Origin of the sequence: Thioclava sp. GXIMD4216, from assembly GCF_037949285.1 — a bacterium.
Lineage (GTDB): Bacteria > Pseudomonadota > Alphaproteobacteria > Rhodobacterales > Rhodobacteraceae > Thioclava > Thioclava litoralis.
In genome coordinates this window covers 1,176,703-1,195,717 of the sequence record NZ_CP149926.1, presented here as the reverse complement: position 1 = coordinate 1,195,717, position 19,015 = coordinate 1,176,703, and the positions used below count along the sequence as shown (strand labels likewise).

Genomic DNA, 19,015 nt, shown 5'->3' with positions numbered 1-19,015 from the left:
CCTTATTTCCAGCGACCAATGGCCTTCAGGTGGATGATTTTTGCGCTTCCAGCTGCCATTGCGACAACGGACCAAGCCCTGTAATTGGCAGAAGTTGCACCGACACCATTGAAGGTCATGCCACCGACGACGGTCGTGCCCGTCTCGATTGACCCCGTAATCGTCAGGTTACTATTGTCAAAGAACGCTGCGGGATATGTCCAAGTGTTGCTGGTATCCTGGCGATATACAGCGCCCTGCGCCGTGGCCCACGCAGCGTCCGCAGCGATTATCCTTGCATGACAAATTTGCGTCCCATCCGGAAGACGGACATAATTGCCATTCGCATTCGAGCCATATTCAGGATGCATCGCCGTCCACCCCGTCCAGACGCCGAACATACGATGACGGAAATACCGCTGCCTGAGTGCGGATGTCGGATAGATCGGGGTGAATTCCTGACAAATATTTCCGTTATCAATCGCCATCGTTCTCACGAAACCGATCGAGGCCGATCCGGGCAGATTTGTAGCAATGGGATAGCAGTTGATCAGCGAGCCTATCGGGGCATCATCGAGACTTGTGATGCCAACTGCGGTCGCATTGACCACCGGCCCCAATATGCCGTTATCACCCGCCTTCAACAGCCGGCCAGTGGTCTGGTCGAACTTGCTCTGCGTGACCGCCGTACCGCTTGCCAGGCCACCGGCCACCTTCAGCGCGCCGGACTGGCTCAGAAGGGACCGCCCGTCCGCCGTCAGATCCGCCATCGCCATTGCGCCCGCGCCGGTGAAATAGGGCAGCTTGTTGGCGGCGCCGGTCAGATGGGCGAAGGCTGCGATATTCTCGGAGGGCACATCGCCGATCATGGTCTCGATCCAGTCGCCCATGTCCTGCATGTACTGGCCCATCACCGGAAACCAGCCGAGAAAGCCTTGCGCATCGGCGGCGAAGGTCGGGCTGCCAAGGATCGGCGGGTCATTGGGCGCGGGGGTGAGAGTGGGTTTTGCCATCAGGCGACTCCTGTCAGGGAAAGGGTTGCAATCGTGTGCCCGCCGCCCGAAAGCGCGGGGAAGAAGTCATCGGCCACGCCATAGACGGCGAGGGCGAAGGGCGTCATGTCATCGCCCGGGTAGAAATAGGCCGGCGCCCCGCGTGCCTGTTCGAGCGCGCGCTGGATGCGGCGGTTGGCGGTGGCCTCGAACGAGAGCTGCCATTCGGCCTTGCGGGCGGTGGCGCGTTTGACGATCGAGATATTGCCGAAATCATCCACCTCGCGGCGCGAGTAATCGGTGAAGCCCGATTTGGACCCTTCCAGCACCTCGCCCAGCAATTCGCCCCGCCCCATCACGATCTCGGAGACCGAGGCCGTGCCGCCGGGATTGGCGATGGTGATCTCGAGCGTGAAGCCCGACAGCGCGCCCAGATCGGCAAAGATCTGTTCGGGGTCGAAGCTGTCCTCATAGGTGAAGAAATCCAGCCAGCTCTGGATCGCGCCCGTGTCCAGCAGATTGGCGGTGCGGTCATAGACCACACTGCCGCCACTGTCGCGGATCACCAGCTGCAGCGACACCGCCACCAGCCCGATAAAGGCCACCGCATCGACCCGCGCCGGCAGGCCGATGCGATAGGTGATCGCCTCGGGCCAGCTGGTAACCAGCCCGAGCGTCGCGTCAAAGGCCCGCCAGCGATTGGTCGAGCCCGCAGCCACCCAATATTGCGCCGACAGATCCGCCCCCTCGGGGGCAATGCCGGAGTTCTCGTCCGCCAGACTTTCGTAGATCTGGTGACGGGCGGCCAGAATGACCCGCTCGCCCGTCTGATAGACCGCAGCGGCGTCCCATTCGGGATGGTCTTCCTCGGTCACATTCGTGGCCTGCATCGCCCCCGCGCCAATCGCCACGGGGATGATCATCAGAGCTTGGGTCATTGCGCCTCGGCCTCCCGCCGTTCTTCAAGGGTGCGGATCTTGCGCAGATCGCTATTGCCATTGAGCTGCAGCTGGCGGTTCTCCTGCCGCAGGCTCTTCAGCTCGGCGATCACCTCGCGCAGAAGCCCGTCCTGCGCGCCCTCCCCGCCCGAAAGCATCCTGCGGGTCTGGTCCGCCGTCCAGATCCGGCTGGCACCGGTGGCCTCCAGCTCGGGGCCGTTCTCGCCCACCAGCCGCAGCCCGCCGCCATGCAGCCCGCCGCGCGCGAATTGCGGGATCTCGATATCGACCCCCATCGCCTGCAGCTCCTGCGCCGCCGCCACCAGCGCCTCCTGCAGCCCCGATTGCTTGAGCTGTTCGGCGGCGGCATCGGCATTGAGCGTCTGCGCATAGGCCAGCGCTTTCTCATAGGCCGAGCGGTTGAGCGCATTGACCGCCGTCAGATAGGCCTCGCTGCCATCGGAGCGGCTGAGACCGGCCAGCGAGGGGTCGCTGGCGCTGGCCTTGAAGGTCTGGCCCGCCACCACATAGCTTTGCAGCCCCGTGCTGACATAGGAGCCCAGCTTCATCAGCTGCGTCACCGCGCTATAGACCGGAAGCGCCACCGCCTGCGCGGGCGAGAACGCGGCCAGCTCTTCGGCCAGCGCCGCATAGCTGGCCTGCGCCTGCGCCAGCTTCACCTCCTGCGCCTGGGCCTGGGCGAAGGCGGTCTGCGCCTGCACCGCGACCCGCAGCGCGTTGAGATGGTTGCGCAGCTGCACCATCGTCTCGCGCGCGGCCTGCAGCGGCACCTCGACCGTGCTGCCCAGAAGACTGGCAAAGGCCGCGCCCGGATCGAAGCTGAAGCTGCCGCCCAGCCGGATCGTGGCCGTGGCCCCGCCCGAAAGCGCCGCCACCAGCGTCTTTTGCGCCGCACTCAGCCCCGACTGGTCGACCGCCACCGCCACCGTGCGGGTCATCGCGCGGTCGGTGGCCAGAAGGGCTGCGCGCAGATCGGCCTCGAGCCCCTGCGCCAGATAGACCCGCACCCCGCGCGCCAGCGTCGAATTGCCCGCCAGCGCCAGCGCCATCTCCTGCGCATCGAGGCTGTTGACCGCCCAGAGCCGCACCTGTTTCTGCAGGCTCGAAGTGGTCGCCAGTGCCAGCGCGGTCAGATCCGCGCCCAGATCGTTCTGCGCCAGATAGGTGACCGTCTTCACATGTTCCGAGGCCCCCGTCAGCGCCAGCCATTTCTGCTCGGCGCTCAGATCCGAGCGGGCGATGAAATCCACATAGCGGCTCACCCCCGTGGCGCTATCGGCCAGCATCGCCTTGAGATAGGCGGGGATCTGCGCGTCCTCGACCACATCGATGGCCAGATCGATCTGCTTGCGCAGCCCCGCATAATTGAGCGCGGCAGCGGCGGTGATCGCCTCGTCCAGCGCGCCCAGCTGCGTCTCGAGCACCCCGATCTGCGCATCGCTCAGCGCATTGCCCGCCGCCAGATAATCGCGGGCCTCGGTCAGCAGATCGACCTGGCTCTGGCTCAGGCTGGCCATCGCCTCGGCGCGCGCGCCCTCGATCTGCGCGATGCCCTGCGTCTGGCCCAGATCGGCGGCCACCTGCGCCTGTGCCCGCGCCAGCTCAAGCGCCGTGCCCGCCTGAGCGCCCATCCGGTCGAGATAGGTCTGCGCCACCTGCGTCAGGCCGGTGACCGCGTCCAGATCCCCCGCCTGAGCGGCGGCCAGCGTCATCTGGTAGCGCCCCTGCGCATAGGACAGCGCCGCCCCGGGCGAGGTCATCGCCGAGGAGGTGCCGCGCATCTCGGCGAGAAAGGCCGCGATTGTATCGGCGGCCTTGTACCAGTTGGTGGCGGCCTGCGCCGAGGCCTGCTGGGCGGCGGTATAGGCCGAGATCGAGCTGTCGAGCGAGGTCGAGACCGTGCCCGACAGCGCCTCGATCTGCGCGGTGAAACTGGCGACCTGCGGCAGGATCTCGTCGAACACCCCCGCCATGCCGACCAGCGCCGCCCAGAGGCTGCGCCCGCCCGCCGTGCCAAGATCCAGCGCCTCGACCAGCGCGCGGTATTGCGCGCGCGAGGCGGGCATGCTCAGCCCCAGTTCCGCCAGCGCCTCGGTGGTCTGGCGCGTGGTGGTGGCCAGCCGTTCGCTCTCGGAATAGACGGCCTGATAATAGCTGCTGACCGCCGTGCCGAACGCCTCGTCGCCGCCCAGAAGCTGGGTCAGTTGGCTGGCCATATCGGCCCCCACCAGCCCCGTGGCGCGGAAGGTATTGCCCAGAGTGTCCATCGCCGCATTGACCGTGGCCAGCGCCGAGGCCAGACGGGTGATCGTGGCCATCGCGCCCTCGCCTTCCGCCTGGAACGCCGCCAGCCCCTCGATCTGGCCGGCATAGGCATCGCCCAGACCGGTCAGCTTCTCTTCCAGCACCTCGAGCGCCTCGTCTTTCGACAGGCCCTTGGTCGAGAACTTCAACGCATAGGTGAAGCCGTCAAAGGCCTCGGCCCCGATCTCGAGACTGTCCGCCGCCGCCACGATCGAGGCCTGCACGTCATAGACCGCGCGGGTGACCGGATCGGCCAGATCGGCAGAGGCCGCGCTATATTTGGTCTTCGTGGACTTGGACAGCCCCCAGAATCTGGATTTCTCGATCAGCTGGTAGGTCTGCACGGTGACATCGCTGCCCGAGATCAGCGCGCGAATGCCGGTATCGAGCACCTTGGTCTTGCCGATCAGCCCCGAGATCAGCAGGCTGACAGCGGCAACCGGCAGGGCAATCGCCCCGACCGCCGCGGCAAAGCCCGACAGGCTGGAGGTGGCCCCGCCCAGCACCGAGCTGAGATAGGTGCCCGCCGCCCCGAAGCCGCCGCCTGCGCCGGTGAGGCTGGTCCAGAGCCCCGCCGCCCCCGAAAGCGCGGACGAGCCCAGACCGCCGAGCGTGCCCGCAAGCCCCAGCCCGTTGGCCGAGGCCGCCCCGCCCGCCGCAGCCGCCGCACCAGAGCCCGCCGCCGCCGTTCCGGCCACGCCGGTGAGCGAGCCGGTCAGCCCCATCGCCACGATGATGCGGTTCTTGGCCGCCGTGGCGATCATCTGTTTGAGCCAGGTTTTGAACATATCCCCGATATCTCCCAATGTGCCGCGGAAGCCCGCAAACAGCCCGTCGACCAGCGTGTCGGTCAGCTCGCCCGCCAGCGGCAGGCTATCGGCCAGCCCGGCATTGAGCTGCGCCATTGCCTTCTGCACCTCTTGCGGGGTCAGCAGGCCCTTCGTGGCCAGCGTGTTCAGCTCGGCCAGTTCGCGGCGGTATTTGTTGAGCGGATCGATCAGATCGCGCCAGCGTTCGGCCTCTTTCGCCTGCGCCTTCTCGAGCCGCTCGGCGGCCTTCGCGCCTGCCGTGCCAGCCTTGGTCGCGGCCTTCTGCGCCGCCGTCAGCTGGTCGAGCGTGGCCAGATCCTTCTCCATCGTGTCGATCTTCTGGTTCTGGCTCAGAAGCTGCGCATCGGCCAAAGCCAGATCCACCCCTTCCGCCACCGCCTTGTCGCGCAGCGCCTGCGCCTCGAGACGCAGCCCCGCAACCCGCGTGGCATTGGCCACGTTCTGCTTGTTGCGCGTGGCTTCGATCTGCACGTCGAGCATGGCGATCTGGTTGTCGAGATTGGCCGAGAACCCCGAAGCCGCCGCCATCGCCGAGGCCAGACGCTGGGCGGCATCGGCGGCGCTATCGAGGCTCACGGGCAGCCCCGCCGCCAGCTTGTCGGACAGCTCGAAGAGGTTGCGCATCTGGAACGCCTCGACCGTCGTCTGGGCCGCCGCCAGCCGTGCCTCGCGCAGGCCCTCGGGGATCTTGCCCGTCTCGTCCACGGTCAGACCCAGAAGGCGGTAGAGTTCCTGCGTGGCCGCCGCGACCTCCTGCGGACTTTTGGCTTTGGCCATCTCGTCCATCGCGGTTTTGACCTTGCGCGCCTGATCGATCGTCAGGCCGTATTTCCTGTTCAGCTCATCGACCGCCGCACCGGCCTGATCGTAGATCATGAAGGACGTGCCGGTCTGCGTGATGGCATCATCATAGTCCTGCAAGCTCCCGATCACGCCTTTCAGACTGTTCTGGATGGCCTTGGTTTTTTCTCCGATCTGGTCGAACCCCTCGATCTTCTTGGCATCGAGGATGGCGATGTTCATCTCGCGCGCGGCCTCGGCATTGTCCCCGAACTCCTTGCGCAGCGCGGCCAAGGGGGTGGTCGCGGTCTCAAGCGCCGAACGCAGATCCCCGAGCGAGCTTTCCAGATCGCTGGTCGCGGTATCGAGGTCTTTGGCCTTCTTGCCGAAATCGGTCAGCAAGGGCAGCACGACCGCCCCCACGGCCACGATCGTGCCGAGCGCCGAGCCCACCATCGCGAGCTTGCCCGTGAACCCCAACGCGCCCAGAAGCTGCGGCGCCTGCATCGCGAAGGCGCGCATCGCATCGGTGCCGCCCGCGATCTGCACGAAGAAGTCCTGCACCTGGAACGAGGCGTTCGAGAAGGCCGAGGACATCCGCCCCGAAATCCCGCCCGCCTTCTGCATCACGCCATTGGTGGCCGAAAGCTGCTGGCCCAGAAGCTTCAGCGTATTGGCCCGCGCGCGGTCATCGATGACCCCCGCCGCCTGCGCCGCATTGAGCACCTCGACCGCCTGCTTGTAGCGCTGCGAGCTGGCATAGAGCGGATCGACCGAGGCACGCAGGCTCTCATAGGCGCGCGCCGCATTGGCCGCGCTGCGGGCCTGTTCGGCCTGCGCCGCCTCCCCCGCCCGCACCGCCTGCGCCGCGCGATCGGCAGCGGTCGCCACGCCCAGATATTTGGCCGCCGCCTGTTCAAGCACCTGATTGGCCGCGCGCTGGCTGGCCACGCCGCTTTCGACAAAGCCCGCCACCTGACGCTGGATATCGGCATAGCGCTGGCTGGCCGCAAAGGCCGGATCGATCGAGGCGCGCAGCTGGTCGAAGGACCGCGCCGCCTTCCCCTCGACCGAGGCGCGCACCCCCGCCCAGGCCTGATTGATATTGCCCGCCATCTTCTGCGCCTCGGCACTCGCCGCCCGCGCTCCGGACTGGAACTGGCTCAGGTCCAGCCCCAGCTTCGCCTGCATCGCACCCGCTTGGCCCATCGCCATAACGCACCTCATTCGCATAGAAAAAGGGGCAGACCGCGAGGTCCGCCCCTAGGGGAAATTCATGTTTGTTGGGTAATCAGGCCGAGGCGCTAGTGTTCCGAACCAACGTTTTGGTCATCATCGGAAACGGCATTATGCTCTTGAACTGCACGATGCAACTCTTGGGAGTAAGGCTTAACGCGCCCGAATGCCTGCGTGCCAATCTGTAGAGAATACCATCCGAGTATAAGAATGAAGATTCCGCCTACTACAAGAAGCAAGTTAAACAGCCGGCGCCCTAATTTTCGATACCATTTTTCGGAGCTGGAATTCGCCTGCGGGCTTGCGATTGTTGCGATCATTCCACAAACCAAAAGGCTAAGTGCAAAAATGAGAACGCATATCAGAAAACCGATTATACCCCACAAAGCATTAGCAAATAGCGGATAGTCTTGCGATTGTGCAGAGACGTTCAGCAAGTAACCGATTGCAACAAACGGCGCTCCAGCAATCGCCAACAATTGGGTTTTCCATTCGCGGACAAATGCGGCCACACCGCCGGACGGAGCCGCATTTTCAGGTGTAGCTTCTGATACGTTATTTGTTTGGGTATTCAATTTCAGTTCCTCTCAAACGGACCTTGTAGTTTCGAAATCGTTCGTAGTTCCAACGAATAGATCGCAACCTAAGGATGCACTTTACGAATAGAACCAAGACGTTACGTCTCATTGATAATCTCTATCTCAAAATCCCCCACGGCCAGCGGATCCTCCCCTGCCTGCCTTGCCTCGAAATACCCCGCGCACATGTCGAACAGGAGTTCCGCCTCCCAGCCCTCGCTGATCCGGCCCGTGGCCTGCATGAAGGCGCTGATTTCGGGCCAGTCGGTGGCGCGCAGATCCAGCCCCGTGGAGCGGACCGGATCGAGGCGGATCATCGCCTCGACCAGATAGGCCCCCGCATCCAGATCGGGCAGGCCCAGAGGCCGCCCCATCCGGCGCGCAAAGGCCAGCCGGGTCTCCTTCCACGAGCGGGGCGTGGAATGGAGATGGCCCAGCTGGCGGGCATAGCGGATCAGCGCGCGTTTGCGTTTCCCAGATAGCTCTCGCGGGTGGAGGCGAAGGCCAGCACCTGTTCGACAAAGCTCTTCTCGCCCTCCTGCCCGTTGAGCATCTGCAGGTTCAAAAACCAGCGCAGATCATCCTCGGAGGTGGTCAGCGCCGCTTCGCCCCGCGCGATATTCTCGAAGCCGGTGACCAGCGGCACGGCGCTATCGACCATCTGGCCGTGCAGATCCTCGAGCGAGCGGACCTCCTCGTCCTTCTTGGGCTTGTCCTTCAGCTTGGCGCGCTGCAGCGCCCGCAGCGCCGCCTGCACGCTGCGGCTTTCGGTGCCGCGCACCAGCACGATGCAGGGCTTGGTGCGCCCGGCATCAGCAAAGAGCGGCTCGCCATTGGCGGGGTCTTTCAGATGCAGGCGGGCGGGGGTGTCCGCAGCAGAGCGGCTGTCGAATTTGGTAAAGTCCATGAGGTAAATCCCTGTGGTTCCGGTTCAGAAGAAACGGCCCGGAATGCATGAACCACGCGCGCCCCGGGCCGTACAGCCACGCCGGTCTCCCGGCATGGATCAGGGGTTAGGGCGCCACGCGCACCAGCGCCGAGTTGATGCGGAACTGGCCGGTCATGCCCTTGGCGGTGGAGGCCGTGCGCGAACGGTCGCGGACATTGGCGACCTTGGCGTGCAGATAGACCACCTCGCCATCGGGATCGGTGATCTTCACCGACACGTCGTCATTGCTGTTCGATTTGGCCTTCAGGATCTCCTGCCCCGCATCCGTGTTGCCGGTCACGAGGAAGGTAAAATCGCAGGTGCCGCCATCGAGCGCGCCGTTGACGTGGAGCGTGCGGCCCTTGAGCGTGGTCTCGGTGGTGTCTTCCGAGGTGTCGCCGATCTCCCCGAACTCGAGGATCTCGCCCACCTCGGCAAAGCCGGTCATCGCGCCGAAGCCCGCCGCATCCAGCGTGGCCGGTTTGCCTTCGGCCACTTCCACGGTGGCGCCGATATAGGTGCGTTGGGTCATCGCTTAGCCTTTCTTCTCGGGGGTGGTGGCGGCGGGTTTGGCCTCCGCCGCAAGGGTGATCGCGCCGGAGCGGATTCGCCCGCCCAGCACATTGCGGTTGTCGATCAGATCGAGCACCGATTGCGCGATCTCGGTCTCTTTGCCCGCAGGCAGGATGTGACCGCTGGGCAGGGTCAGATCACTGGCCCCGCTATTCTTGACCTTCGGCATCGCGAAGCTCCTTTGCTATGAAGAAAGATCCCCGCGCCTTAGCCGCGCAGGGGTTTGAGATAGTTGAGGGTGAAGCTGACCACGGCGGTGCCGATCACCGCCTCGCCCTCGCCATTGAGCGTGATGGTGACCTCTTCGGGGGTCAGCGTCAGCCGCTCGGCCCCGAAGGCCCCCATCACCGCCGCCTCGATCGCCGCCGCATCGCGGTCGAGCTGATCCTCGATCTCGGCACCGCCGAGGCGTTTGATCACCACCTGCAACAGCACCTCGCGCTCGAAGGCATTGAGCGTGCCCGGACGCCCCCGCTCGCGCGGGGTGGCGACCCCCATCACCGGCAGGTCACTGGCCGAGAAGTTCCCCGCCCAGGCCGAGACCAGCGTGACCCCCGCAAGATCGGGGGCGCTGGCAAGAGCGGCCTTGGCCCGCGCGCGATAGAGGGCGCGGCTCATGGCTGCACCTTGCGCAGCTCGCAGATGACAAAGGCATCCCCTGCGGGCGAGCCCGAGGGGCGGATCAGCTCGACGGTGTAAAGCGTCCCCGTCTGCGGATCGATCCGGTCGCCCCTGGCCAGCTCCGGCACCAGATCGCGGCCCACCCGCCAGCTGGGGGCGATGATGACGATCGGGTGGCCGTCCTGATCCTCCGCCTCGATCGGTTCGGTGCGGAAGATCGAGCGGATCTCGCGCGGGGCCCCGCCTTTGGGCGTGTAGAGCACCGGCCCGCCCAGCACATCGGCCAGCACCCCCGCCATGCCCGCGAAGACCCCCGTCACCGGATCACGCCGTCCAGCAGCACCACCCCGACGGCGGACGGATCGACCGTCGCCTCGAGCGCGACCCCCACCAGCGTATTGCCCGAGGCGGTGGTGGTCAGCACATCGCCCTCTGCCGCCAGATAGACCTTGGCCCCTGCCGTCCAGGCCTGCGCCTCCGTCTTGGGCAGCTCGAACACGCCACGGCGGACCAGCGTCACCGGATCGCCCAGAGCGGCATCGTGCTGCGCCACCCCCGTCACCGCGCCGATCTTCACCAGCTGGCCTGCGGTCACCGCAGCCTCTGCCGTCAGGGTGATATGCTCGCCCGGTGCTACATAGTTCTTCATCACAAGCTCCTGTCGCTTAACGTCAAAACGGCGACGGGCACCCGTCATGGATGCCCGTTCGCCCGATCATGGAAACCGGTCTATGCGACCCGCTTATTGGCCCGCATTCTTGTAGACGCCGCGATATTCCACCGCCGCCGCCCCGAAGATGTGGCGGGCATTCATCGTCACCACATCGGGGTTCATGCCATCAAGCGTCTCGACGGTGGGGGCCTCGTAACCTTCGAGATAGGCGTGCTGGATCGGGGGCATATCGCTGGAGACAAGATACCAGGCCGTATCCGAGCCGCCCGCCGCCGCGCCGAGATTGCCCACGGTCGAGGGGGTAAGCGAGTTCGAGAACGGGTTGGCATCGGCATTCTTGGCCGGCGTGATGGCAGCGGCGAACTGCATGGCGGGCAGCTCCAGCGCCGGCGGCACGATCAGCCGGTCGGGCTCGATCGACAGGAAGTCATCGCTGTCTTTCGAGCCGAAGGCCCGCTGTTCCCACATCGCCTTGCGCGCGGCGGCCACCGAGGTGACCGAGATCGCCGCCGCCTGCGCCGCGAGATTGCCGTGATCGGCATGGAACAGCGTCTTGCCGTCGGATTTGAGCTTGGCATTGGTGCGGAACAGCGTCCAGACCATCGACGCCTCCATCAGCCGCGCGGCGGTGGCGAACTCGGTCGGGATGCGCTGGAAGGCCCCCATATCGTCATTGATCACCGCCTCGAAGGTCAGGTTGATGGTGCGGCCCCGACGTTCGACCTTCAGGCCTTCGGCCTCATCGACCAGACGGGCCTGTTTATACTCGCCATTCTCGCCCACGGGCTTGAGCTGGAAATCCCCGCCGAAGCGCACCGCATGCAGCTCGCGGAAATCGGCCGCCGAGATCGGCGCGCCGGTCACCAGCTGCCAGCTGGCCGCGCGGCGGATATAGGCCTCGATCAGGGTGCGCTTCATCACCTCGGTGGTGATATAGGCGAAATCGCTGACGCCCAATGCGCCGCCCGTCATGGTGGTGGCCATCATGCCGCGCTTGACCTGGGCGGCCTCGTCATAGCCGCGCGAGCTACCCGCGAGATCCATCGCCATGCGCTTGAGGCGCAGCCCGCGATAGTCCGCTGCCGGACCGTCGGTCTTCTTCATCAGCGCGCCGATCATCCCTTCCATGCGGGTGTCGGTCTCGTCGCGGGTGATCTGCGCCGGCGCATGGCTGCGGGTGGGGGCCTCTGCCGCCGCCATCTGCGCCATCAGCCGCAGACCGGCCTCTGCCACCTGCGTGCCGTCATCGACGAGCGCGTCGATATCGGCCTGCATCAACCGGCCCGAGGTCAGAAACGGCGCCGCCATCTCGCGGATGCCCTTCACGCGGGCGCGCTCGGCGGCGACCGGATCGGGGGCCGGTTGCGGCGCGGGGGCCGGTTGCGGCGCGGGCGGGACCGGCGCGGGCGTCGGGGAGGTGGTTTGTTCGGTGGGGGTGGTCATGGTTGCATCCTTTGCAATGGACAATCGGGGAAGACGGGACAGCAGGCGCTCATAGGTGGCGCCCGCACTCATGAAGGCCGCACGGGCCGCCTCCATCGTGGTAAATCGGGTCAGGCGCGCGGTGGGGCTCTCCTCGCCCGCAACCGCATCGGCAAAGCCCTGCGCCACGGCCTCTTCGGGGCCGTACCAGGTCTCTGCCTTCATGATCTCGCGCATCTCTTCGGGGGTCTTGCCGGAGGCGCTGGCATAGACGGCGGCATAGGTATTGGCCGAGGCCCCGATCACATCGGCCTCGCGGCGCATATCGGCCTCGGTGCCGAAGACGCATCCCGACGGGTCATGGATCATCAGCTGCGAGCCTGCCGACATCAGGCGCGTGCGTCCGGCCATCAGCAGCAGCGAGGCGGCAGAGGCGGCCAGCCCCTCGACCACGATGGTCACGCCCCCCGGATGGGCGGCAAGGATCGCGCGGATCTGCTCGCCCGCCCAGACATGGCCGCCACCCGAATTGACGCGCGCCGTCACCGGCCCCTCGCCCAGGATCTGCAGCGCCTCGCGGACCATACGCGGGGCGAAGAACACATCTTCCTCCCACATATACCCCACATAATCGTCCAGCAGCACCGTCCCGCTCAGGATCAGCTCGCCGCCCACAATCAGGTCAGTCGCCTTCATCATCACTCTCCTCTGTCTTTGCGGGCGGCTCGGCCCCTTTGGGCTGGACCGGCGCGAGGCCCGCCGCCCTGTCTTCGGCCTGATCCTGCGCCCGTTCGGCGCGGATCGTATCGGGATCGCGGCCCAGCTCGCGCTGGGTACGCTGGCGCGAGTTCAGCCCCGCCTCGACCTCGTCGATCATGGCGGGGATCTCTTTGGTGGGGTCGACAAGGATCCGGCGCGGCGGGGTCCAGTCCAACGTGAAGGCAAGGCCCGTCTGGCCCGCCATCGCCAGCCCCTCGCGGAACCAGCGTTCCATGCCGCGACAGAACTGGCCGATCATCAGGTTGCGCTGCCACATGCGCACCAGCCGATCCATCTCCATCCGGCCCATCCGCCCCGAGGAGGAGTTCACCCCCTTGAGGTCACCGGCCAGCGACTCGTAGCTGATCCCCAGCCCCATCGCGACCATGCCAAGGCCACGGCGCATGAACTCGTCATAGCCATCGACCTTCGGCGGATCGGTGAAGTTGGGCTTGGCCCCCGCGGGGAGGTTGACCACCGCGCCCGGGGCCAGCTCTTCCAGCCCCGCCCCCGCATTGGCGGGCCGCGTGGCCGCATCCTCCCATTCGATCACCACGGCCATCAGTGCCGCCATGCGCTGTTTGAGGATCTGCGCCTCCTGATAATCGCCCAGCTCGCCCAGCGTCATCATGACAGGTGCCAGCCACGGCACCCCGCGCAACTGGCCCGCCCGATCGAAGCGCCGGATATGCAGGACATCGGACCAATGCACCCGCGTCGAGGACAGCGCCTTGCGGTTCTGCACGGCACCGGGATGCTCGTTATAGAGGTGATAGGCCTCGATCGCGCCGGTGGGGCCGTATTCGATGCCCTCCACCACAAGGTTCTGCCCGTGCGATTGCACCGTCTGGTCGAGGTAATCGGCCTCGATCAGCTCGACCTGATAGGGCAGACGCAGATGCGGATCATGGCGCGGGTTGCGCATCCGCCTGCGCACCAGCACCTCGCCATCGCCAAAGACCGTCCCCATCACGATGCCCTGCATCTCGTAGAGGTCATATTCGCCGAGACTGTCGATATCGGGGGTCAGCAGATGCTGCAGGGCCTCGGCCACAAGGCCGCGCTCGCGGTCGCTTTGCGCACGGATCGAGGGGGTGATCCCCTCGCCCACCACATTGGCCACCACCACATCGCGCCCGCGCGCCGCATAGGGGCGGTTGCGGATCATATCGCGCGAGAGATTGCGCAGCCGCGCGCGATGGCCGAAGGCCGCCGCATCCGCCGCAGCCCCCGGCGCTTTCCAGCCATAGGTGCGCCGCCCGCGCGAGGCGGCGTCATAGTTCATCAGCTGCGCCGCCCCCGCACGGGCGCGCATGCGTTTGAGACCCGCTTCAGGACTGAAGAAGGTCACCACACGATCAATGGGGTTCATGGGTCAGAGGCCTCGCAAGGTCTTGGGGTAGCTCACGCTGAAGGCGCCGGGCCGCGCGCCGCGCAGCGCGTCCTTCATCAGCACCAATGTGGCGCGCATCTCGTCGAGCGAGCGGTATTCCACCCGCTCGCCATTGATCTGCACCACCCGCGCGCCGGTGGCGATCGCACGTTCCATGCGGGTGATGTCTGCCTCGGTCCAGGCCATGCTCTAGCGTCCTCGAAGATAGCGGATCCCCATCCGCGCAGGCGGCGGGGGCGCGGATGATGGGGAGGGCACGGGGGCCTCCCCCGCACCGGTGGCCGCGCCTGCGCCGGAAGCCGGATCCGCCGGTGGCGTCCGATCCGGCCCATAGGCCTGCGCGAAGGGATTGACGGCCCCCAGAAGCGCCCAGTCGGGCGGGGCGTCCCAGTTGATCCGGCTGATCCCCTTATGCTCGGCAACCGCCAGCGCCTGCACCGACAGATCGAGCGTCTCGTTACGTTTGACGCCGGTCTTCAGCTCGTAGCCTTTGGGGCCCTTGCGTTCGGCCAGCAGCTCGGCGCGGTGTTCCTCGTCCAGCCAGTCGGGCGTGTGCTGGGCCCCGGGGCCGCGTTCGAACCGCCCCAGCGCTGCCAGAACCGAATCCTTCAGCCGGTCGGTGGCCATGTTCAACAGCTTGATCGCCCGCGCCTTCTTGCCGTTCGAGCCGCGTTCGGGCGAGGCATACCAGACCCTGTCGCTATGCTTGAGACCGCCCCGCCCGATCGAGAGGAACCACAGATCCCCCTCGCCCGCACGCCGGCGCGCGCGCCAGAACCGTTCGGCATGATCGGACCATCCGGCAGGCCCGTTGAAATCAACCACCAGCGCGCAGGGCGCGAGCGCCCAGGGCTGGCCCGCCACGGGATAGGTTCGCGCCGCCAGCCCGACCAGCACCCCCGCATCCTCGGCATAGCGACCGGGATCGAGCGCGCGGAACTGGCCATCCTCGTTTTTGGCCTTCGGGGCGTCCTCGGGCGGTTGCGCCAGCGCGAAGCGGTCGATGATCACCCGCTCGCCCTGCGCGCCCCAGGCCATGACCAGCGCCTCGAAACGGTTGCCCTGCACATCGACCGAGGTGGTGATGAAGCGCGTCCAGCCGGGGGCTGTGCGCTGATCGAGGCGCACGGCATGATCGGCCAGCATGGCCGTGGTCAGCTCGCCCTCGACCTGCCCCCCATGCGGCACATAGGATTCGCCGCGTTCGGTAAAGTAGACACGGCTGAGCTCGGTATAATCGCCGAACTGCTCGGCCTGTCGCAGCGCCAGCTCGTAAGAGGTCACGATGCCTTCCCAGCTGGCAAAGGCCGCCGCCGCCCCGTTGAGCGAATAGCTCGCCACATCGGTGGCCCGCAGATCGGGATCGTCGATGGTGACCAGCGCCCGTTTGCCATCCTCCCCGACCGTGCTGCCCTCATGCAGCCAGCCGCCCCGCCCCCTGAGGATCTGGCGGTTCATCTCGTTCTTGTGGCGATGGCTGTAAAGCGCGCCGCAATGCGGGCAGCCCATCTCGGCGCGCGCGCCCGCCACGGCAGGCTCGAGTGTCGCGTCATAACGCAGGAGCTTGAAATGCGGCTCGAACAGCTGGCCACAGTCGCGGCATTGCCAGTAGAACCGCCCGCGCGTGCCCTCGTTATAGATCCGCACGATCCCGCCCGAGACGGGCGGCAGCTCATGCGGGTTCTGCGGCCCCGCCTTCCAGGTCTCGTCGGTGACCGGAAAGGCAGGCGTGCTTTCCAGAAGGACACAGCCGCGCGACATGAAGGTGCGGATCCGCTGCCGCGCCATCCCGTAGGGGCTGCCTTCGGGCGCGTCCTTCGGCCCCAGAACCTGCGGCATGTGGTCGTAATCGGTCAGCAGCACCAGCCGCTGCGAGCGCGAGGACAGCTGGCGTGCCACCGGATAGCCGATGGTCAGCCGCATCCCCTTGAAACGCTTGCGCGAGAAGGTGCTGTCATCACGCGCGCGGCCCAGCCGGTCCCGCACCGAACGCGAATTCTCGATCATCGGATCGAGCTTCTCCTCGACCCATGCATCCGCATCGGGCTTCGACATATGGATGATCTGCACCGGCGCGGGCGCGCACATCACCGAATGCACCGCCACCGTGATCAGCATCGTGGTCTTGGCCGATTGCGACGGGCCCACGAAACAGACCGATTTGAACTTGCGCGACTGGGTGATATCGGCGGGCTCGACCATATAGGGCGCCACCGCGCGGTCGAAGCGCGACCAGTCCGTGCCGATCGGCACATGCATATAGGCTTCGGCGGCATCGGTGACCGAGATCCGCGAGGGCGGGTCCAGCAGCGGCAGCGCATCGGCCAGGAGCTCGCGCGGCTGGATCCATGCCGGAAGCGGCGGGATGCTCAGCACCGAGGCCCCGCGATCCATCATCTCGACCATGTTCTAAAGCCCCATATCCTGCTGTTCGTAATCGGCAAGCTGCGTCACCTGCGCCGTGCCCATGATCGACAGCTCGATCATATTGCGCATCTTCATCACCACCTGATCACAGCGCGCCTCGACCTTGGCGACCTCTTCGACCCCCAGCCCCAGATCGCGCTCGAGGTGGTCGGGCATGGTGCCCAAGGCCGTGGCCACCACCCCGATCAGGTCTTCCAGCAGCTCCGAGACCTTGGCCGCCCGCACCAGCTCGCCGCGCTGCTCGGCCACGCGGTTGCGGTGATATTCGGCCTCCGACCATTCGCGCAGCTGTTTGGCGGTCAGCCCGCCCTCCTCTTCCTCCTGCTCTTCGTCGAGGTTGCGGAAGGCGAGCGACGCCTGCATGGCCAGCGCATCGCCGCGCGCCTTGCTCTCGCGCGACTGCTGTTCGCGGGCACGCCGCCAGGCATAGCAATGCGACAACTGGAACTCGTAGCTGACGCCGTTCTGGCCTGCCGTTTCCACCGGCATGCCCTGCCCCACCCATTTGGTCACCGTGTTCTCGGAGACATTGAAGGCCACCGCCAGTTGCGCGCGGTTCATCACGCCATCCGTCAGCCCCTCGGGCAGCGGAAAGCGCGCGACATCGAGCACGCTCCCGTCGGATAGCGTGACAAGGGTATCCATAAACTCTCTCCTGATTAGAGCGCGATCAACGAGGCACCCGCCCCGAAGGTCGCCAGCCGTCGGGTGGCCAGATCGCGCAACACCTGCTCAAGCGGCGTGGCGCTCATGGCCCATCCCATTGAAAAGAATAACAACAACAACCCCAACCTCCCCTGTCGGAAGATCCCGAACAGGCGAAAGTCACGGGGTGCGAATTACCCGCATGCGGGCAGGCCCCCGGAAGGACCCGTGGCCGATCCGGCGCGGATGGCGGGGCTCAGCCGAACCGCTTGGCGATCATCTTGGCCAGCGTCCGGCCCAGATGCGCGGGCAGCCGCGTCTCGTAGATCCGTTCGGCCTCGGCAAAGAAGCCGAGGCGCTTCTGATAGACCGGCACCTTGTCCGACAGGATCGCCACCCGCTCGGCAATGCCCGACGGCCCGCGCTTGTAGATGTCCTGCGTCAGCCCCGCCTTGGGCACGAAGTAGCGCGCCCGCTTGGGGCGGCGCTTGCGCGAGGCCGTGGTCTCGTTGGCGCTCCGGTCCCGCTGGGCATTCAGCGCCGAGAGCACCTGATTGCGCTCGCCCGTCGACCAGTTGCCATAGGCATCGAGCCGCGCGCCCTCGGCGGGGATCACCGACTGGATGATGCCCTCGAAGGCGAGGTTCTGCGCCAGCAGCTTCTCGAAGCCCGTCTGGCCGCGCGGCCCGCCCTCTTCCTGCACCTTCAGGTAATGGCGTCGGCCAATCGTGGCCCGCTCTTCCACCGCCGCTTCCAGATCCGAGGCCCGCGCCTTCTTCACCCGAAAGGCGTTCTGAGTGAACCGCGTGGGCCGGTCGAAGACCACCGTCATCCGGTCCGCCACCTGCGCCCGCGCCTCTTCCACCGTATCATTGAGCGCCCAAGTCGAGGCGATCACCACATCACGCTTGGCCAGCGTGTCGAGCGCCGAGGTGAAGCCGGAGATGTCGAGGATAGGGCTAGGCATCTTGATACTCCCACATTCAAAGGTGATGCTTACCCTCCTATGACATCATCAACGAGTTGGAGGCCGAATACTTGCACGACGAGGATAGGTGCGGAACTTTTCAAGAGCGGGCCCATTGAGAACCAGCCCCCATTGAAAAGGAGCCTGCTTTGCCCCTCGCCCTGCATATCGTCGCCCTCATCTCTCTCGCCCTTGCCGTGGTCTGCGCCATCTGGATCGCTCAGGACGAACGAAAGAGGCCGCAGCATATGTGGATCATGAACCTCGTCTGGCCGCTTTGTGCCCTCTTCGGCAGCGTCCTTGTTCTGGGCTTCTACGTGTCCGTGGGCCGTGCGCCTCTCAGACAGGATCAGCATCATCACGGCCATGGCCACCACCACGGGCATAGTCACAACATGTCAGGTCCGACCGCCAAATCCGTTGCCAAGGGCGCGCTGCATTGTGGCAGCGGCTGCACGCTGGGCGACATCATCGCCGAATGGCTGGCCTTCTTCTTTCCGGCGGTGGCCGTGGCCTTCGGCTGGCAATGGTTCTTCGCCGAGAAGATCTTCGCCGTTTGGGTTCTCGATTTCATCCTCGCCTTCGGCTTCGGTGTCGCCTTCCAGTATTTCGCCATCAAACCGATGCGCGACATCTCGAAAGGCGAAGCCCTGAAGGAGGCCGTCAAAGCCGATGCCGCCTCGCTCACATCCTGGCAGATCGGCATGTATGGCTTCATGGCCATCGCCCATTTCTGGCTGTTCCCGCAGGTACTGGGCGTCGAGCTTCGAGCCAATACAGTCGAATTCTGGCTGATGATGCAAATCGCAATGCTCTGCGGCTTCGTGACCGCCTTTCCGGTCAACTGGTGGCTTATCAAGATTGGCGTGAAGGAAGCGATGTAAGTGCGCATGAAAAAGCCCGGCAACGGTTTTATCCGTTCCGGGCGCAGCTCTTGCGATAATGCCAA

The 19,015-nt window shown here is 65.8% G+C and carries 18 protein-coding genes; 1 reads left to right on the top strand and 17 read right to left on the bottom strand.

What is annotated here, in order from left to right:
• Positions 1-2 precede the first annotated feature (2 nt).
• From WDB88_RS05935 to WDB88_RS05855, 17 genes are all read right to left on the bottom strand, one after another.
• Positions 3-992 (bottom strand): hypothetical protein, encoded by a 990-nt coding sequence (locus tag WDB88_RS05935; protein ID WP_339109273.1) that lies wholly within the window; start codon positions 990-992, stop codon positions 3-5.
• Complete coding sequence (locus tag WDB88_RS05930) at positions 992-1,909, bottom strand: hypothetical protein (RefSeq protein WP_339109272.1); 918 nt, start codon at positions 1,907-1,909, stop codon at positions 992-994. Before WDB88_RS05930 ends, WDB88_RS05935 begins: the two co-directional genes overlap by 1 nt.
• Positions 1,906-7,059, bottom strand: a complete 5,154-nt coding sequence (locus tag WDB88_RS05925; protein WP_339109271.1) for a hypothetical protein — start codon at positions 7,057-7,059, stop codon at positions 1,906-1,908. The genes WDB88_RS05930 and WDB88_RS05925 overlap by 4 nt, the downstream gene beginning before the upstream one ends.
• 89 nt (positions 7,060-7,148) lie before the next feature.
• Positions 7,149-7,655, bottom strand: coding sequence for a hypothetical protein (locus WDB88_RS05920; RefSeq protein ID WP_339109270.1), 507 nt, complete (start codon positions 7,653-7,655; stop codon positions 7,149-7,151).
• Between the two features lie 101 nt (positions 7,656-7,756).
• A complete protein-coding gene (locus WDB88_RS05915) occupies positions 7,757-8,032 on the bottom strand; it encodes a hypothetical protein (RefSeq protein WP_339109269.1) in 276 nt (91 codons plus the stop codon).
• 80 nt (positions 8,033-8,112) lie between these two features.
• Positions 8,113-8,565, bottom strand: coding sequence for a hypothetical protein (locus WDB88_RS05910; protein ID WP_339109268.1), 453 nt, complete (start codon positions 8,563-8,565; stop codon positions 8,113-8,115).
• 106 nt (positions 8,566-8,671) lie between these two features.
• Positions 8,672-9,118: a hypothetical protein gene (locus tag WDB88_RS05905; protein WP_339109267.1), complete on the bottom strand. Its 447-nt coding sequence runs from the start codon at positions 9,116-9,118 to the stop codon at positions 8,672-8,674.
• Positions 9,119-9,121: 3 nt separating this feature from the next.
• Positions 9,122-9,328 (bottom strand): hypothetical protein, encoded by a 207-nt coding sequence (locus WDB88_RS05900; RefSeq protein WP_339109266.1) that lies wholly within the window; start codon positions 9,326-9,328, stop codon positions 9,122-9,124.
• A gap of 38 nt (positions 9,329-9,366) precedes the next feature.
• Positions 9,367-9,777 (bottom strand): hypothetical protein, encoded by a 411-nt coding sequence (locus WDB88_RS05895; protein ID WP_339109265.1) that lies wholly within the window; start codon positions 9,775-9,777, stop codon positions 9,367-9,369.
• The gene (locus tag WDB88_RS05890; protein ID WP_339109264.1) at positions 9,774-10,100 is read right to left on the bottom strand and encodes a hypothetical protein; all 327 of its coding nucleotides are present in this window, start codon (positions 10,098-10,100) and stop codon (positions 9,774-9,776) included. Before WDB88_RS05890 ends, WDB88_RS05895 begins: the two co-directional genes overlap by 4 nt.
• Complete coding sequence (locus WDB88_RS05885) at positions 10,097-10,429, bottom strand: DUF2190 family protein (RefSeq protein ID WP_339109263.1); 333 nt, start codon at positions 10,427-10,429, stop codon at positions 10,097-10,099. The genes WDB88_RS05890 and WDB88_RS05885 overlap by 4 nt, the downstream gene beginning before the upstream one ends.
• A gap of 93 nt (positions 10,430-10,522) precedes the next feature.
• Positions 10,523-12,574 carry a head maturation protease, ClpP-related gene (locus tag WDB88_RS05880; RefSeq protein WP_339109262.1) on the bottom strand — a complete coding sequence of 684 codons (2,052 nt, stop codon included), beginning with the start codon at positions 12,572-12,574 and terminating at the stop codon, positions 10,523-10,525.
• The gene (locus tag WDB88_RS05875; protein WP_339109261.1) at positions 12,558-14,006 is read right to left on the bottom strand and encodes a phage portal protein; all 1,449 of its coding nucleotides are present in this window, start codon (positions 14,004-14,006) and stop codon (positions 12,558-12,560) included. The genes WDB88_RS05880 and WDB88_RS05875 overlap by 17 nt, the downstream gene beginning before the upstream one ends.
• Positions 14,007-14,009: 3 nt before the next feature.
• Positions 14,010-14,213, bottom strand: a complete 204-nt coding sequence (locus WDB88_RS05870) for a hypothetical protein (RefSeq protein ID WP_339109260.1) — start codon at positions 14,211-14,213, stop codon at positions 14,010-14,012.
• Positions 14,214-14,216: 3 nt separating this feature from the next.
• Positions 14,217-16,433, bottom strand: coding sequence for a terminase gpA endonuclease subunit (locus WDB88_RS05865; RefSeq protein ID WP_339109259.1), 2,217 nt, complete (start codon positions 16,431-16,433; stop codon positions 14,217-14,219).
• Positions 16,434-16,436: 3 nt separating this feature from the next.
• Complete coding sequence (locus tag WDB88_RS05860) at positions 16,437-17,099, bottom strand: DUF1441 family protein (RefSeq protein ID WP_339109258.1); 663 nt, start codon at positions 17,097-17,099, stop codon at positions 16,437-16,439.
• 256 nt (positions 17,100-17,355) lie between these two features.
• Positions 17,356-18,066 carry a hypothetical protein gene (locus tag WDB88_RS05855; protein WP_339109257.1) on the bottom strand — a complete coding sequence of 237 codons (711 nt, stop codon included), beginning with the start codon at positions 18,064-18,066 and terminating at the stop codon, positions 17,356-17,358.
• Positions 18,067-18,215: 149 nt separating this feature from the next.
• Here WDB88_RS05855 and WDB88_RS05850 point away from each other — a divergent pair, with 149 nt between their 5' ends.
• A complete protein-coding gene (locus WDB88_RS05850) occupies positions 18,216-18,950 on the top strand; it encodes a DUF4396 domain-containing protein (RefSeq protein ID WP_339109256.1) in 735 nt (244 codons plus the stop codon).
• The last annotated feature ends 65 nt before the right edge of the window (positions 18,951-19,015 follow it).

Coding starts and splice junctions, on each gene's coding strand:
- WDB88_RS05935 (WP_339109273.1), bottom strand. CDS start 992: ATGGCAAAACCCACTCTCACCCCCGCGCCCAATGACCCGCCGATCCTT.
- WDB88_RS05930 (WP_339109272.1), bottom strand. CDS start 1,909: ATGACCCAAGCTCTGATGATCATCCCCGTGGCGATTGGCGCGGGGGCG.
- WDB88_RS05925 (WP_339109271.1), bottom strand. CDS start 7,059: ATGGCGATGGGCCAAGCGGGTGCGATGCAGGCGAAGCTGGGGCTGGAC.
- WDB88_RS05915 (WP_339109269.1), bottom strand. CDS start 8,032: ATGGGGCGGCCTCTGGGCCTGCCCGATCTGGATGCGGGGGCCTATCTG.
- WDB88_RS05910 (WP_339109268.1), bottom strand. CDS start 8,565: ATGGACTTTACCAAATTCGACAGCCGCTCTGCTGCGGACACCCCCGCC.
- WDB88_RS05905 (WP_339109267.1), bottom strand. CDS start 9,118: ATGACCCAACGCACCTATATCGGCGCCACCGTGGAAGTGGCCGAAGGC.
- WDB88_RS05900 (WP_339109266.1), bottom strand. CDS start 9,328: ATGCCGAAGGTCAAGAATAGCGGGGCCAGTGATCTGACCCTGCCCAGC.
- WDB88_RS05895 (WP_339109265.1), bottom strand. CDS start 9,777: ATGAGCCGCGCCCTCTATCGCGCGCGGGCCAAGGCCGCTCTTGCCAGC.
- WDB88_RS05885 (WP_339109263.1), bottom strand. CDS start 10,429: ATGAAGAACTATGTAGCACCGGGCGAGCATATCACCCTGACGGCAGAG.
- WDB88_RS05880 (WP_339109262.1), bottom strand. CDS start 12,574: ATGATGAAGGCGACTGACCTGATTGTGGGCGGCGAGCTGATCCTGAGC.
- WDB88_RS05875 (WP_339109261.1), bottom strand. CDS start 14,006: ATGAACCCCATTGATCGTGTGGTGACCTTCTTCAGTCCTGAAGCGGGT.
- WDB88_RS05870 (WP_339109260.1), bottom strand. CDS start 14,213: ATGGCCTGGACCGAGGCAGACATCACCCGCATGGAACGTGCGATCGCC.
- WDB88_RS05865 (WP_339109259.1), bottom strand. CDS start 16,433: ATGGTCGAGATGATGGATCGCGGGGCCTCGGTGCTGAGCATCCCGCCG.
- WDB88_RS05860 (WP_339109258.1), bottom strand. CDS start 17,099: ATGGATACCCTTGTCACGCTATCCGACGGGAGCGTGCTCGATGTCGCG.
- WDB88_RS05855 (WP_339109257.1), bottom strand. CDS start 18,066: ATGCCTAGCCCTATCCTCGACATCTCCGGCTTCACCTCGGCGCTCGAC.